Origin of the sequence: Sediminibacillus sp. JSM 1682029 (assembly GCF_041366435.1) — a bacterium.
Lineage (GTDB): Bacteria > Bacillota > Bacilli > Bacillales > Amphibacillaceae > Sediminibacillus > Sediminibacillus terrae.
This window is the reverse complement of record NZ_JBEWYY010000006.1, coordinates 219,516-235,559: the sequence shown is the minus strand read 5'-3', so window position 1 is coordinate 235,559 and position 16,044 is coordinate 219,516. Positions and strand designations below refer to the sequence as shown.

Annotated in this window: 14 protein-coding genes; 9 read left to right on the top strand and 5 right to left on the bottom strand. The window is 44.0% G+C overall.

The features are described from left to right. Nucleotides 1–142: 142 nt before the first annotated feature. From ABVF09_RS12335 to ABVF09_RS12305, 7 genes are all read left to right on the top strand, one after another. Nucleotides 143–823: a response regulator transcription factor gene (locus tag ABVF09_RS12335; protein ID WP_026569174.1), complete on the top strand. Its 681-nt coding sequence runs from the start codon at nt 143–145 to the stop codon at nt 821–823. Further along, the gene (locus ABVF09_RS12330) at nt 807–2,246 is read left to right on the top strand and encodes a HAMP domain-containing sensor histidine kinase (protein ID WP_371069310.1); all 1,440 of its coding nucleotides are present in this window, start codon (nt 807–809) and stop codon (nt 2,244–2,246) included. Before ABVF09_RS12335 ends, ABVF09_RS12330 begins: the two co-directional genes overlap by 17 nt. 120 nt (nt 2,247–2,366) lie before the next feature. Next, entirely contained in the window at nt 2,367–3,212 is an 846-nt protein-coding gene (locus ABVF09_RS12325) for an SPL family radical SAM protein (RefSeq protein ID WP_026569176.1), read from the top strand. Nucleotides 3,213–3,756: 544 nt separating this feature from the next. Then, entirely contained in the window at nt 3,757–4,413 is a 657-nt protein-coding gene (locus ABVF09_RS12320) for a TetR/AcrR family transcriptional regulator (RefSeq protein ID WP_371069341.1), read from the top strand. 31 nt (nt 4,414–4,444) lie between these two features. Then, entirely contained in the window at nt 4,445–5,326 is an 882-nt protein-coding gene (locus tag ABVF09_RS12315; RefSeq protein ID WP_371069309.1) for an ABC transporter ATP-binding protein, read from the top strand. A gap of 25 nt (nt 5,327–5,351) precedes the next feature. After that, nucleotides 5,352–6,965, top strand: a complete 1,614-nt coding sequence (locus tag ABVF09_RS12310) for an ABC transporter permease (RefSeq protein ID WP_371069308.1) — start codon at nt 5,352–5,354, stop codon at nt 6,963–6,965. A gap of 102 nt (nt 6,966–7,067) precedes the next feature. After that, on the top strand, nt 7,068–7,196 hold the full coding sequence (locus ABVF09_RS12305; RefSeq protein WP_371069307.1) for a hypothetical protein: 129 nt from the start codon (nt 7,068–7,070) through the stop codon (nt 7,194–7,196). Nucleotides 7,197–7,291: 95 nt separating this feature from the next. Here the strand turns inward: ABVF09_RS12305 and ABVF09_RS12300 are convergent, their stop codons facing one another. Together ABVF09_RS12300 and cudC are read right to left on the bottom strand one after the other, a co-directional pair. Then, complete coding sequence (locus ABVF09_RS12300) at nt 7,292–8,182, bottom strand: glycine betaine ABC transporter substrate-binding protein (protein WP_026569180.1); 891 nt, start codon at nt 8,180–8,182, stop codon at nt 7,292–7,294. A 188-nt stretch (nt 8,183–8,370) separates the two neighbouring features. Continuing rightward, the gene (cudC, locus tag ABVF09_RS12295; RefSeq protein WP_026569181.1) at nt 8,371–8,922 is read right to left on the bottom strand and encodes a choline uptake/conversion transcriptional regulator CudC; all 552 of its coding nucleotides are present in this window, start codon (nt 8,920–8,922) and stop codon (nt 8,371–8,373) included. A gap of 294 nt (nt 8,923–9,216) precedes the next feature. Between cudC and betB the strand changes: the two genes are divergently transcribed. Both betB and betA read left to right on the top strand, forming a co-directional pair. Next, complete coding sequence (betB, locus tag ABVF09_RS12290) at nt 9,217–10,689, top strand: betaine-aldehyde dehydrogenase (protein WP_371069340.1); 1,473 nt, start codon at nt 9,217–9,219, stop codon at nt 10,687–10,689. Nucleotides 10,690–10,815: 126 nt separating this feature from the next. Then, nucleotides 10,816–12,501: a choline dehydrogenase gene (betA, locus tag ABVF09_RS12285; protein WP_026569183.1), complete on the top strand. Its 1,686-nt coding sequence runs from the start codon at nt 10,816–10,818 to the stop codon at nt 12,499–12,501. Nucleotides 12,502–13,007: 506 nt separating this feature from the next. Here the strand turns inward: betA and ABVF09_RS12280 are convergent. The 3 genes from ABVF09_RS12280 to ABVF09_RS12270 all read right to left on the bottom strand — a co-directional run bounded on the left by ABVF09_RS12280 (nt 13,008) and on the right by ABVF09_RS12270 (nt 16,016). Then, entirely contained in the window at nt 13,008–13,868 is an 861-nt protein-coding gene (locus ABVF09_RS12280) for a methyl-accepting chemotaxis protein (protein WP_026770851.1), read from the bottom strand. Nucleotides 13,869–13,888: 20 nt separating this feature from the next. Further along, a complete protein-coding gene (locus tag ABVF09_RS12275; protein ID WP_026770850.1) occupies nt 13,889–15,346 on the bottom strand; it encodes an aldehyde dehydrogenase family protein in 1,458 nt (485 codons plus the stop codon). Between the two features lie 229 nt (nt 15,347–15,575). Then, complete coding sequence (locus ABVF09_RS12270; RefSeq protein ID WP_026569186.1) at nt 15,576–16,016, bottom strand: cell wall hydrolase; 441 nt, start codon at nt 16,014–16,016, stop codon at nt 15,576–15,578. Nucleotides 16,017–16,044 lie beyond the last annotated feature (28 nt).

Here is a 16,044-nt window from a genome sequence, read left to right as displayed (position 1 = left end):
GCCGTAGCGATTAGAAGCACTCATCAAACAGCAGAACGAAAAGAAATTTATTTTGGTAGAATCATTGTTGGTAATCACCTGAGTAATATCAGGAAAGTAAGGCTTACTTTCTGTGATAAAATAACCTTGGGAGTTGAAAAGAATGAGCAGAGTGTTGATCATAGAAGATGAAGTCGCTATTAGCAAAGTGTTGAATGTTTATTTGCAAAAAGCCGATTTTGAAACAAAAGTAGTAATGGAAGGAAACCAGGCCATTCCGGCTTTTCAAGAATGGAATCCTGATTTAGTATTATTAGACATTATGCTCCCGGGAACAGACGGCTGGCACATACTAAAGGAAATAAGAGAAACAAGTACATGTCCGGTTATTATGTTGACTGCTCTAGGAGACGTCAACTATCGGCTGGACGGTCTGAACGGAGGAGCAGACGATTATATTACAAAACCGTTTATCGGAGATGAAGTGATCGCCAGAGTGAACGCCGTATTACGCAGGTTCCGCACCGATGATAACCAATTGAAAAAGTTCGGAGCCTTGCATATAGATCACGAAGCACACCGGGTCCTCCTCCATCAAAAAGAAATCGAATTAACACCACGTGATTTAGCATTGCTGTTGTTCTTATCCGAGCACCCGAATAAAACGTTTACGAGAGACCAATTGATCGAGCAAGTATGGGGTTGGGATTACGAAGGCAGCGACCGGGCTGTCGACTTATCGATCAAACGGTTAAGAAAATCATTGAAAGACTGGTCCGGTGAAGAAGGAGAAATAAAAACGCTCAGAGGGGTGGGGTATCAGTTCCGTGTTCAAGAAAAATAAAAAAGTATCATTACAACGATATTGGACAACCCGATACCTGATTACACTTGTGGTTGGACTTGCGGTTATCACGGTTCTTTCAGCGATGTGGATTCGCCATACCACCCTGGAAAACCGTCTGAACATGATGGAATTCATGGCAGAAGAAACAGCCAACCGAATTGAAAATATGACAGATGATACGCTGCCACCCGAATTTGAGATACATCGCCTTTTGACAGATAGAGGCAGATTTATGAATATGGAAAGCAATCCGGTCATTTATGCAACCGACTCAGAGGGCACGATCATCAGTAGTAATTTGCCCCCGCAATCCAATGGCCAGGAAATCCATACTTCTATATTGGAAAAAGAAGATACCATTCAAACCATCACTTCTGATAACGAGGAACAAGTCAAACTTTATGTTGTGAAAAAGCCGATTGAGACGGAAGATGCGACCCTTGGCTGGGTGCTCTATGTGGAATCAAAGGCGGAACTGACGAAAGTTCGCCAGGAATATGGACAATTAATGATTGTAATAGGCAGTCTGCTAATATTGGGCTGGATTGCCATTTATTTTATAACGGGCCGATTATCCAAGCCGATCAAGGAAGTTGCTGCAGCTGCCAAACAAATAGAAGAAGGCAACTATGATGTCCGTTTTTCCATGGATGCAAAGGAAGAGGAAGTCCATGAGCTGATAACCTCCTTCCAGCAAATGACGCAAAAATTAGAACATCTGGAAGCCCTTCGGACGGAGCTGTTGGCAGGGGTTTCTCATGAACTGAAAACACCGGTCACCTCGATAAGCGGGCTGTTGCAAGCGATTGATGAAGGTGTCGTCGACAAAGAAGAAGCAAAAGAGTTTCTGCAGCTTTCCATCAGAGAATCCGAAAAAATGAAAAAAATGGTGGAAGATCTGCTGGCGTTTAATAAATTTGCAGCAAACGCAGTACCGGTTTCAATGGATACCTATTTGATCAATGAATTGATGATGGATACCCTGGACGTTTGGAAAAAAACCAACATGCAAGAAGGCATACAAATGGATGTTTCGTTGTTGAAAGATGATCGGACGGTTGAAGTGGATCCTTTGCGCATCCAGCAAATCATGACCAATCTCTTGAACAATGCCTCTCAGGCAATAGGGGACAAAGGAAGGATCACGGTAAAACTCCATACTAGTCAGGATAAGGTAATAATCGATGTGAAGGATACCGGCGAGGGAATTCCGGTGCAGGAACAATCGTATATATTTGAGCGGTTTTACAGGGGAGAGAACAAAAAGTACAAAGTTGGCGGATTAGGACTGGGACTGCCTTTCAGCAAAATGATTGCGAATGTGTTGAACGGTGAGCTCATGCTTGTTGAAAGCAGCCATACCGGAACAACTTTCCGCGTTGAATTACCTCTTTCCGAACAAGACCGTGTTGTGGAATAGTGGGGGTCTTACACAATAGAAGGAGTTATACGGCGGAAGTTTTACAAGTTAAGATTGGAAGATTGTGTGAGTACACAGGATTCTTAGTCGGACTGGAAAGTTGGTGAACAGGAAAAGAGTATGAATACACAGTTGAAAGAAACGCATACGAAGAAAATTTTAACGGAAGCCAAAGGATATCTGAATGTTGGCTTCACCCATTCCTTGAATCCATACAGTGGTTGTGGATTCTCTTGTTTGTACTGTTACGTCAGAGAAATGCCTATTCAAACGTTCAGAGACAGTGCATGGGGCGAATGGGTGGATGTAAAACTAAATGCAGCCGATAAATATCGGCATGAAATAAAAAGACTTCGGAAGAAACAGTCTTCCGTGAATCTTTTCATGTCTTCTGCGACAGACCCGTATCAGCCGATAGAACGCAAGGCACAGATAACAAGGGGCCTGCTAGAAGAAATGGTTGAAAATCCGCCCGATTTTTTACAGATCCAAACCCGTGGCCCTCTTATCACGCGAGATATCGATTTGCTAGTTCAACTACAAGAGAAATGTAAAGTGCTTGTATCCATGACAATTGAAACGGACAGAGAAGATATAAAGAAGCTGTTCGCCCCTTATGCTCCGGGGATCAAATTGCGATTAAAAACGTTGAGAGAAGTCCACGAAGCCGGTATCTTCACCCAGGCTTCGATTTCACCGGTTTTGCCATTTACTCCTGACTTTCCAAAGGCACTGGAAAACATCGTGGACAGCATTTGGATCGATACATTGAATATCGGAGATGGTATGTCGGGAAAGCGTTCCGCCAGATTGGGTATGCCCAGGTTATTTAAGGAAAATGGACTGGAAAAATGGTATCAGAAAGATATCCACGTAAGAGTGAAAAATTATTTTAAAAAATACTTTCCCGAACATATGGTCAGAGTTTCAAGAGAAGAAGCATTTCCGGCATTATGGAATAAGTAGTTTAAAGACAAGCTTAAGCACAGCCTCGAGGGAACAGGCGCTGAAACTAGACATCTCTGACATGTATCCTTGCTTATCTTATAAAAAGAAATCAATTAAAGATTTGAAAAAGAACAAAAGCCTGGAGTTAGGTAATGTGAAAGCCCGAGAGATGGTAAGATTATAAAAACGAGGAGAATTTGGTGTTTCAGATGGCGATACTTCGGCACATCAGCACCTGTTCTCCTCTTCGCGTCTTTGCACGTCGATTCTCTCTTTTTCACTCATGGTTTTTTATAGCATAATCTCCACAAAAAACACCTCCATTCTAAAGATTCTTTCCTTTCACTTCAGCTTCACAACTTAATTAAAACTTCTTGCCCATAAGGAGTGTTAAGGCGATGACTTTGTATATTTTTCGCGGCAATATTGACTAAAGGTGACTCTTTCTAGTCGCATCAGAGCTGGATATCAATCTACAGTGATAATCAAAGACCAACGCAAAAAGAAAGACGAGTTTACGTATTGACCAATGTGGTCAATACTGTTAAGATAAAAATGACCAATCTGGTCAAATAATCGAGGGAAGGAGATCGCGATTATTAACATTCATTTTCATAAATTACACCCGGAGAAAAAAACACTTATTATTAATGCCGCAATAAAGGAATTTATCCAAAATGGATTTAATCGGGCATCCACAAATGAAATGGTAAAAGAGGCAAAAATATCTAAAGGTTCCTTGTTTAATTACTTTAATAGCAAGAAGGATCTTTACGTCTATTTAATTGAATATGGCATTCAAGTGATTGAGCGTCTTTATGAACAAATTGATTTAAATGAAACGGATTTATTTAAAAGAATCGAAAAAATCGGCTTACAGAAAATGCACATTCAAAAAGAGTATCCTCACGTATTTGATTTTCTGGCTTCCTGTGTGCAAGAGGAATCGGCTGAAGTAACCGATATGATTAAGGACAAAGTCAATCCAGTCCAAGAAGATGGGAAAAAGCTAATCTATAAAGATATTGATTACACCAAGTTCCGTGAAGATATCGATATCGAAAAAGCAATTGAAATTCTGAATTGGACCATGTTTGGTTTTGGGGAGAAATCCATCCATCAAATCGATACCTTTGAAGATATCGGGAAATTCGGAGATTACTATCTCAAAGAATGGGAGAGCTATGCCCAAATTCTGAAGCATAGCTTCTATAAGTGAGCGTTAATTCTAATTAAGGAGTGGCATGGTGATGACAAACATTGTAAGCATTCAAGGTTTGCAAAAAAGGTTCGGTAAGTTCCAGGCGTTGAATGACGTGAATTTTACTGTGAATGCTGGAGAGGTTGTCGGTTTTATCGGCCCCAATGGAGCTGGTAAATCTACAACGATCCGGATATTACTGGGAATTATCAAGCGGGATGCCGGTAATGCGGAGATATTCGGAAAGGATGTTTGGAAAGACAGCCTTGAAATTCATAAACGCATTTCATATGTTCCAGGAGACGTCACGTTGTGGGGAAACCTGACAGGCGGTGAAATGATTGATTTATTTCTTAAATTGCACGGCGGGGGAGATAAGCAAAAACGCGACGAGTTAATCAAACGATTTGAATTAGATCCAAAGAAAAAAGCGAAGGGGTATTCAAATGGAAATCGCCAAAAGGTAGGGTTGATTGCCGCGTTGGCTGCTGATTCGGATTTATACATTTTCGATGAACCGACATCCGGACTTGACCCTTTGATGGAGGCCATATTTCAAGAGGAAGTAGAAAAAATCAAAAAATCCGGTAAATCCATTCTTTTATCCTCTCATATTTTGAGTGAAGTAGAACGCTTGGCAGACAAGGTTGTGATCATTCGCCAAGGTGAGGTCGTGGAAACTGGCACCCTCGATGAACTCCGGCATCTGACTCGTTCTACTGTCACGTTGGCAACAAAGGGGGATGTAGCAGAAATGGCTGGTTTAAAGGGTGTATTTGATTTCAACCAAAAAGATGACGAAGCGACATTCTCCGTTGATAACCAACACCTTGATGACATTTTAGTAAAAGCGAGCAAATTAGGGGTTAAGAAATTCGAATCCGTCCCGCCCACCCTTGAAGATTTGTTCATGCGTCACTATGAAGGATAATCGCCTGGAAGGAGGTTGACAATCGATGAAGGAAAAACTTGCAAGTTGGCCTACACTGTTTCTGCTTTTTCTAAAACGTGATTGGAAAAAAATAGTTGTTTGGGTGGCAGGACTAGGTTTATTTTCAGCTGCTTATGTTCCAGCTTTTGAAGAAATAACCAAAGGGCAGGGACTAAAGGGAATGTTCGAAACATTACAGAATCCGGCTATGATAAGTATGGTTGGCCCTACGCCTGTCGAGACAGCTGCTGATTACACTTTAGGTGCCATGTATGCACACGAAATGTTGCTCTTCTGCAGTTTATTTGCGATGGTCATCGCTGCTTTACATGTGGTAAGTCATACTCGTAAAGAAGAGGACCATGGTTTGCTGGAACTTGTGCGCTCATTTCAAATCGGTCGCCAGGCAAACTCGCTTGCCGCGATGATGGAAATCCTTTTCATCAATGTCTTACTAGCCCTCTTTATTGGTGGGGTGATGATAAGCTTTGGTGCTGATACGATTACTGTCGAAGGCTCCTTTTTATTCGGAGCATCCATCGGAATGGCTGGTATTCTCGGCGCCGTGATTGCTTTGGTTATGGCACAAATCATGCCTGCTTCCTCCGGGGCGACGGGATCATCCCTTGGCATTATCGGTTTGCTTTATATCATTCGTGCGGGGACAGATGTCTCCAATGCTGACTTTTCTATGGTCAATCCTTTAGGATGGACTTATTTAACCTATCCTTTTACGGATAATAACTGGCTCCCGCTCATCTTTGCTTTGATTTTCAGTATCATTTTGGTGGTCCTTGCTTTTACGCTTGAAGGGAACCGGGATTTGGGGGCTGGCTATCTCCCTGAAAGAGAAGGACGAGATAGAGCCAAGAAATCCTTGCTGTCCGTCCGTGGTTTGTTTATTAAAATGAACAAAGGCGTCATGATTAGTTGGTTGATTGCGTTTGTCATTATGGGAGCTGCGTATGGTTCCATTTATGGAGACATGCAAACCTTCCTTGGAAGTAATGAAATGATGGAGCAAATGTTTGCCCAATCAGGCGTTTCGATTGAAGAATCCTTCACCGGAACAATCATGGTGGTCATGATCAGTTTGGTTTCCATTTTACCCATTGTCATTGTAAACAAACTTTTTTCGGAAGAAAGGCGATCGCGCTTAAGCCAGCTTTATGCGACTAAAGTGACCCGCAGCCAATTTTATTGGACCAGTATTGGTTTAGCTGTTTTGGCAGGCCTGGCAGGTATTTTCTTAGCAGCAGGCAGTCTCGGAGGGACAGCTAGCGCAGCCATGGGGGATAACGTAACGATGGATGTGGTTGATTTTTTTGCTGCTGGTTTCAACTTCTTGCCGTCTGTATTCTTTTTTATTGGTCTAGCGGCTTTAGCTCTCGGTTGGGCACCTCGATTAGGTAAAGTGGTTTATGTTTATCTTGGCTACTCCTTTGCGATAAACTATTTTGGCAACATTTTAGACTTGCCGGAGTGGTTTTCCAAAACGGCCATTCAAAGCTGGCAATCTCGAATGCCATTAGAAGATTTTAATGCTCCAAGCTTCCTTACAATCATTGTCATTAGCATCGCTTTGATGATAATTGGTTATCTGGGCTATCATAGACGGGATTTGATGGAAGGGGCTTAATAGGATGATAGAAACACCTCCTTGGTCGAAAAAACGTAACGGCTGAAAGGAGGTGTTTTTCTATTATCGCCCTTTTTGGTAAAAGCGAAAGGAGGCTATCAAGTGTATCAAAAAACGGATAAACAGGGAGTGAGAAATGTAGCTGCCGGTAAAACGATGGAGAAAAGTGGGAAACATTTTCGGAACTTGAAAAGGGAAATCATGCGGGAATCGGGCTGGATGTGTTGTTAGGGGGTAGAAACCGTGAAAGGCGTCATTCAAACAGGAAGCCAGTCCCTCCAAAATAGAGAGACTGGCTTCCTTTCATCCTTCTCCTAAAAGGCGCTTTATTTCACCCATTCATCAATCAAATCCTGATTCTCTTCGACCCATTTTTTCGCCCCGTCTAGCGGTTCTTCGGCATTTTCTGTGTAATCGATCAGTTCGCCGATTTGCTTATCATTCATCTTCCAATTTTTAAACCATTCGCTTACTTCAGGGTAATCTTCCGCAAACCCTTGTCTTGTGGCATGATGGATTTTTTCTACACCGCCGAATGTTTCTTGCGGGTCCTCCAGGAATTTCAGATCATATTTGGAGAATATCCAGTGCGGGCTCCAAAGCGGTGCAACGATTGGTTCCTCAGCTTTTACCGCTTCCCCTATTTCAGCCAACATGGCAGGTTCAGAGCTTGGCAGCAGCTCATACTCGAGATCATAGTCTTTAATTAATTGTTCGGTTACTTCCATCGTACCAGCGCCAGGATCAAAACCGACAATTTCGCCATCGAATAGTTCTTTGTGGTCGTTTAAGTCCTCTACACTGTCGACTTCTTCCAAATAACTTGGCACGACAAGTCCTACTTTTGCATTGTCGAACCACGTTGCATCAGAGAAATTGACCGTATCCTGGTATTTCTCCAGGTAATTGGCATCCTGGACGGGCAGCCATATTTCCAGGCTGGCGTCCAACTCGCCATCTTCCAAAGCCTTCATCGTTGTACCCATGTCCAGTACATTTAACTTCACGTCATAGCCTTTCTCTTCTAAAATAGCTTTCCACATATTTGTAACAGCAATATTTTCAGCCCAGTTAATTTGGCCGATCGTTAATGGTTCTTCACTTTCTTCTGTTCCTGCTTCGCTGTTAGATTCTCCGCTTGTGTTTCCGCATGCTGTCAGTACTGCGAGCATGAGAATCGCCAAAATAAGACTAAGCTCTTTTTTCCAAGTATTCATGTTGAAAAAAACTCCCCTTTGTTTTTGTATATTTATTTAAATACATTCAAAACATTAAATGTATTTAGAAATAATTTAACTAAATCGTCGAAAGAATCCATCTCTTTTCCACAAAGAGACGGTAACATTTAGATGGCCGGGTAGTCTATCGTCATCTTTCTATAGACTACCTGATAACCATTTGTCATTTATTCTTGCTTATCTTTTGGTAAAAATTCAAATATCTTCCCGCTTCTAATGCTTGCAACTAAATCATTCAACCAGTGGTAGTAGGTTTTCGATTCCTCCAATTGATCATAGTACTTTTTGGCATCGGCAACGATTTCCGTTGTACTGCTGGTTTCTTTTATGACATCGATTAAATCTTCTTGTGCTTCCTCGATTGCTTCCATATTCATTTTCACTTCGCGTTCCCACATCTGACAATAAAACACCATGAAGGAACGGAAGAAATTTTTCTCCGCAGCATAGGTATGCTTCCGGGAACCGCGTGTGAAAGTCTTTTTCACCATGGCTATTTCCTGGAGTTTGCGGACACTGGTGCTCATGCTCGGTTTGCTCATGTCCAGCTCCGTACGCATTTCATCCAAGGTCATCTGGTCTTTAAAATACATGGTCGCATATAGATTTGCTGCAGAGGGAGTTACCCCATATAAGTCCATTGTCTCGGCAATGGCGCCAATGACTTTGTCTTTGGCCTCTTCTATTTTCATTCTGGATCTTTCTGTCGAATCACTCATAAAGTCGCTCCTTCGCGATAAAGTAAAGCGGGTTAAATAATAATTAAATCTTTTTTACAAACTTCATGTTAACGTGTTCAGATGAAATGTCAAATCAAATTGCTGCATTTTCTCGTATGCAATTGCCTCTTACCGTAGAATTCGCAACTATTAGCACGTAATTCAATTTATTAAAAAATATTGGAGGATGAATTTTTTTGACAGCTTTAAAAAGACGTGTTACGATTTTAAAACGTTAAATATATTTTTAATAAACTTAATCTAAAATGAAAAATGGAGTTGATAGATTTGGATTTGAATCTAAAACAACAACAATACATCAATGGAAATTGGGTCGACGCCAATGTCGGAAATACGCGAGATATCATTAACCCATTTAACCAGGAAGTGATTGCCACGGTTGCGGAAGGAGATGCATCCGATACAAAAGCAGCAATTTCTGCAGCAAGGGAAGCATTTGATAAAGGCGAATGGCCGACTACCCCGGCAACAGAGCGGGGTGCGATCGTAAGAAGAATTGCTGAACTGATTGAAAGAGATAAAGAAGAGCTTGCTCGTCTGGAGTCGTTGGATACTGGTAAAACAGTAGAAGAAAGCCGCGGGGACATGGAGGATATCGCCGGTGTTTTCCGTTATTTTGCCGAGCTTGCCGACAAAGATGGAGGCGAGCTGATCGATTCTCCAATCCCTAATTCCATCAGTAAAGTGGTCCGCGAGCCGGTTGGTGTTTGCGGCCAGATTACGCCTTGGAATTATCCATTGCTGCAAGCGTCCTGGAAATTGGCTCCGGCGCTTGCGACCGGCAATACGTTGATCATGAAACCAAGTGAAATCACACCACTGACGACGATAAAAGTCTTCGAACTAATCGAAGAGGCAGGGGTGCCTGCTGGTGTTGCCAATTTGGTGCTTGGTGCTGGCAATACCGTTGGTGCTGAGCTGTCTGATAACACGGATGTAGACCTTATTTCTTTTACAGGCGGTATTGTAACCGGAAAGAAAATCATGCAAGCAGCAAGCGTGAATGTGAAAAAGCTGGCGCTTGAACTTGGCGGAAAAAACCCGAACGTCGTCTTTGCGGATGCCGATTTCGAGGTAGCAGTCGACCAGGCGTTAAACGGGGTCTTTTTCCACGCAGGACAAATTTGTTCCGCCGGCACCAGACTGATTGTCGAAGAAAGGATTCATGATGAATTCGTAAACGCACTTGTTGAGAGAGTGAAAAAGTTCAAGCTCGGAAACGGATTTGATGAAGATACGCAAATGGGCCCGCTTATTTCGGCTGAGCACCTTGCAAAAGTAGAAAAATATGTAGAGACAGGTATTAAAGAAGGTGCAACAGTAGCAGTTGGCGGCAGTCGTCCGGATGATCCGGAACTACAGGATGGGTTTTTCTATCTGCCTACCATTTTCACAAACTGCACAACCGATATGCGTATCGTTCAAGATGAAGCTTTCGGCCCAATTATCACGGTCGAAAAATTCCGGACAGAAGAGGAAGCGGTAAAGCTTGCAAATGACTCTATCTATGGTCTTGCCGGCGGCGTTTGGACCAATGATATTGCAAAAGCGGAGCGCTGTGTGGCGAAGATGCTTATGGGGACGGTTTGGATCAATGACTTCAACCTTTACTTCCCGCACGCACCATGGGGTGGATTCAAGCAGTCTGGCATCGGACGCGAACTAGGGAAACTGGGGATGGAAGAATATACCGAAACAAAGCATATCTTTCAAAACCTGAAACCTGAATCGATGAACTGGTTCTAAGCTATCAATCTATTAGGATGTCCATAGTTGGGAGGGATACTTTTCATCCCTCCCAACTTAACGCCCTGATCTTACAGTAAATGACAGATGAAAATAAAAACAACCTACACCGAGGAGGAACAGAAGATGAGTGAAACATACGATATTGTGATTGTTGGCGGGGGGAGTGCGGGTTCCGTGCTTGGTGACCGCCTGAGCGAAGACGGGAAAAAAAGTGTCCTTGTTTTGGAGGCGGGACGCAGTGATTATCCATGGGATCTATTGATTCAAATGCCGGCGGCTTTGCCATTCCCGGCAGGTAAAAGCCTTTACGACTGGAAATATGAATCGGACCCCGAGCCGCATATGAATGGCCGACGTATCAAGCATGCGCGTGGAAAGGTACTCGGAGGATCGAGCTCCATCAACGGGATGATTTATCAACGCGGAAACCCGATGGATTATGAACGCTGGGGAGCCGACGAAGGGATGGAAACGTGGGATTTTGCTCATTGTCTTCCATATTTCAAACGCTTGGAAAATGCTTTGGGATCACCGGACGATGATCTTCGCGGCCACGACGGGCCGATCAAATTGGAGCGCGGGCCGGCCAAAAATCCTTTGTTCCAAGCCTTCTTCAATGCAGGGGTAGAAGCCGGTTACTCACGGACCCCTGATGTGAACGGTTTTCGCCAGGAAGGATTCGGTCCGTTTGATAAACATGTTTACAAAGGCCAGCGATTGTCAGCTTCACGCGCTTATCTGCGCCCGGCGATGAAGCGGGAGAATCTGACGGTCAAGACGCGCGCTTTTGTGATGAGCATCGATTTCGATGGTACGCGTGCTAAAGGATTGACCTATCGGCGCAACGGGAAGACGCACCAAGTGAACGCAGGGGAGGTCATTCTCGCAGGCGGTGCAATCAATACACCGCAGCTGCTTCAGCTGTCCGGTGTAGGCGATGCGGAACATCTGCGTTCTCTGGGCATTAAGCCAGTGGTCGACCTTCCGGGTGTGGGAGAAAACCTCCAGGACCACCTTGAAGTCTATGTGCAACATGCTTGTTCAGAACCGGTTTCCGAACAGCCGAACTTGAATAAATTGCGGATGCCTTGGATCGGGCTGCAATGGATGCTCGGACGTACGGGAGCTGCGGCGACCAATCATTTCGAAGGCGGAGGTTTCGTCCGTTCGAACGAGGACGTCGATTACCCGAACTTGATGTTCCATTTCCTTCCGGTAGCGGTCCGTTACGATGGACAAAAAGCGGACACCGCACACGGATTCCAAGTGCACATCGGACCGATGTATTCCGATGCCCGCGGATCATTGAAGATTCGTTCAAAAGATCCGAAAGAGCATCCGAGCATGGTTTACAACTATCTATCGACAGAACAAGACAAACGCGAGTGGGTGGAAGCAATCAGAGTCACTCGTGACATCATGTCACAACCAGCTATGAAGCCTTACAACGCAGGGGAAATTTCGCCTGGCCCTTCCGTCCGGACAGATGAGGAGATTCTGGAATGGGTGCGGAACGATGCGGAGACGGCACTTCATCCGTCTTGCACGGCAAAGATGGGACCCGCTTCCGATCCTATGGCTGTTGTAGACCCGCAGACCATGAAGGTTCATGGTCTCGACAATGTACGCGTGGCAGATGCTTCGGCGATGCCTTACGTCACGAACGGCAATATCCATGCGCCGGTCTTGATGCTGGCGGAAAAAGCAGCGGACTTAATCCAGGGGCGCAAACCGCTCGAACCTATTCATGCGGATTACTACCGTCATGGAGTACATCCGGCCGATGCAGGCACCGTAACTGCTAAATAATTATGTTTTATGAGAAGGCCTCTTTTATGATCTGTGTATGCTCGAAAAGCATTCAACCTATGAAAGAGGCCTTCTTTTTTTAGGAGAAAGAAAAGAATCCTGACATGGATGCTGTATCTCGGGGAACATTCCGTTAAGAAGCTGGAACAAAAAACGAATGATTCCAATTCGCTCGGTTTATGAGTTGTAAAAAGTAAACCGTTCTAACATTCACTAACCTAAAGAGTTACGCTCCACTCCGGCAAGGTACTTCGCTTTTCGTGGGCACGGCTTCAGCTACCTGGTAAAGAGAAGCACTTTACCAAGTGGATCTTCAGCTTGCGCTCATCCCGCAGGAGACTGCGTATCATGCCGTAGCGATACGAAGGACGCATCAAACAACAGGATGAAAAGAAGTCTATCTAAGGAATACAAATAGTAAAAACCGAACGAATTTGGTTGATAGCTCAAATTCGCTCGGTTTTTGTTTTGGTGGCCTAGCTTTTGTCCCGGCCACTTTTGGTTCTTTATTTGGTTTCCAGTTGAGTTTCAGCTAATTTTGCCAGGTCCTGGGCGTTTGTGCTGATTTCTTGGACTGTGGCAGAAATGTCTGTGATTGCAGTTGCCTGTGTATCCGTCATTTGATGGATACCGGAAAATGCATCATCCAGTTTGGCAATGAGCGTTTGGATATTTTTGGTGGCATCGTTGATTTTTTTAACGTTATCTTTTGAGTTATTGGCAAGTTTCCGAATTTCCTCTGCGACAACACCGAATCCTTTCCCCGCTTCACCCGCACGTGCGGCTTCAATCGATGCATTCAGACCCAGCAGATTGCTTTGTTCGGAAATGCCCTTGACCACTGTTGATATTTCGCCGATTTCTTCTGTACTTTCACTTACTTTTTTCACTTGTGAAGAAACATCTGTTACGTGTTCCGCCAGATCATTTATGGAGCCTGTGATTTCCTGAACAGAAGCTGCAGACTGTTCAACAATTGCTAGAAGGCTTTCAGCCACTTCGTGCAATTTATTGGCTTTTTCCAGACTGGTTCCGATTCCGACTCCCCCGATAACGGTTCCATTTTCGTCGCGCAATGGAATAGCACGGGCGATTAGTGGGAAGCCGAATAATTCTTTCGGAACTATTTCCGACTTCGGACAGTTTTCCCTAATGGCCTTTGTGATGATGTCCCCCTCTGTAAGCGGATCGCCGGGGTTGACGTTAAGGGAGAATGTTTCACCTGGAATATTGATGATCAGTTTCTCCGTATCATAGATGCCGACCGTGATGTCATCGTTTATTAATTGATTTAAGACGGGTGCCACCTTGACAAAAGAATCTAACAGCTCTGAATCGGTCCCGGTTTGAATTTTAACTTCGGTCATTTTATTCCTCCTCGTTTTGTTTAGTATGGAAACTGGCGCTGTCCATAATTGATCGAAATCCATTTCAACGTCGTAAATTCCTCAAGACTCCATTCCCCATTAAGTCGACCTAGACCGGATTGTTTTTCTCCTCCGAATGCAACAATTGGTTCGTCATTGATCGTAATGTCGTTCACGTGAATCATGCCGGTCTGTACCTGCTTTGCCAACTGGACTCCGCGTTCTCCATCTCTTGTGTGCACAGCACCACTTAGACCAAAGTCGGTATCATTCGCAATCTGTATTGCTTCTTCATCCGTATTAAATGTCATAACACTGACTACAGGGCCGAACATCTCCTCCCGAGCAATGTCCATGTCCGGTGTCACACCTGTCAATATGGTCGGTTCCACCATATTACCTGAAATATTGCCTCGTAGCAGTGGTTCAGCCCCTTGTTCTATGCCTTTCTCGATGATTGCTTTTAAGGTCTGGGCCGCTCTTTCGTTTACGACAGGTCCAATAACGGTATCAGGGTCTCGCGGATCGCCCGTTTTAAGGGAAGCAATTTTTTCTCTATATTTGCTGATGAACTCGTCATAAACAGACTGATGGACAATGATACGGTTTGCGGACATACAGATTTGGCCCTGATGGGTAAAACGGCTGAATGCAGCTGCGTTCACCGCATAGTCGATATCTGCGTCGTCCAAAATGATAAATGCGCTATTCCCGCCTAATTCGAGCAGGGCTTTTTTGAAATGCTTTGCTGCCAGTTGTGCGATATGTCTACCTACGCCGGTGGATCCTGTAAAGGAGATAATCCTTGGGATAGGGTGCTCTACAAACGAATCGCCGATTTCATTAATGTCCGTGACTACTACATTGAAGAGACCTTTTGGAATGCCGGCTTCTTCAAAAATCTTTGCAATCAATGTACCTCCGACGATAGGTGTTTCCTCGTGCGCTTTTAGAACCACACCATTTCCAGCGCCGATTGCTGGGGCAATCGATTTGATGGACAAGAAAAATGGAAAGTTGAATGGGCTGATGACTCCTACTACACCAGCAGGCATGCGATATAGTCGGTTCTCCTTCCCGTTTTCAACGGATGGCAGGATTTTGCCTTCCTTCTTAAGTGGAAAAGTTGCTGCTTCCTTGATCATATTTTTGACAAGGCCTATTTCGAACGCGGCTTTTAATCGTGTTCCACCGAGTTCATCGATAATGAGGTTCGTGATCTCTTCTTCATGGGCGTCAATATAGGTTACCGCACGCTCAAGAATGTCACGTTGTTGGTAAGGGTTGATTTGATTCCATTCATCCATGGCTGCTTGTGCTGCTGAATAGGCAGCATCTATATCCTCTGTTGAAGCCATTTTGAATTCTGTTATTACATCACCGTTATATGGATTTATATCTTTCAATGTGCGGCTGCTTTTTCCATCAATCCATGTGCCGGCAATGTATTGTTTGTTGAGCGAGTTGATGTCTAACATGCTATTCCCCCTGGTATGTAAAATGTAAATACTTTCTTTTCTAATATCGGTAAATATAGCCTATAAGTAAAGGGGTGTTTGCGAGGTAGCTTCATGCCTTTTGGAGATAGCATTCGTTGGCGGATCGACGGAACTTGATTGTATGGGCATTCTTGAAAGCGATAAAAAGCTGCGGAGAGATGAAAAAAGGACGAAAAAAATCCCCACATAGTTGTGGGGGGAGAGGGGCCTACCAGCCATATACGCCTTCGCACGTATTGGCCTGTGGTTCATAATAACAATGTTGTTTAAATTGTCCCGTGAATGGCTGGCCGTACCACTCAGGAGGACATTCACCATAAGGGTTGAAATACCAGAGGGCAAATTTGGAAGGGTGCTGTCTCCAAAAGTCCAACACTTGTCTGGCCAGCCTTTTTTCTACACCTCTGGCTCTGTTATAAAAAACATTCCCCTTTTGCACAGCTTCGAACGAGTAGTTGCCACCTTGCACTTGAAAGATGACATCCCGTATCGATCGCAAATCTTCAAAATCCAGACAATTTGCTTTCATCCGATTCACAATGACATTGCCCACCATCAGCATTCCTAGTTTTCCTTCCCCTTCTGCTTCTGCCCTCATCATTCTTGCGACAAGGTTGACATCGTTCTCCGTATATTTTACTCTTGCCATTTTTGTATCACCTCTAAGAGCATTCTAT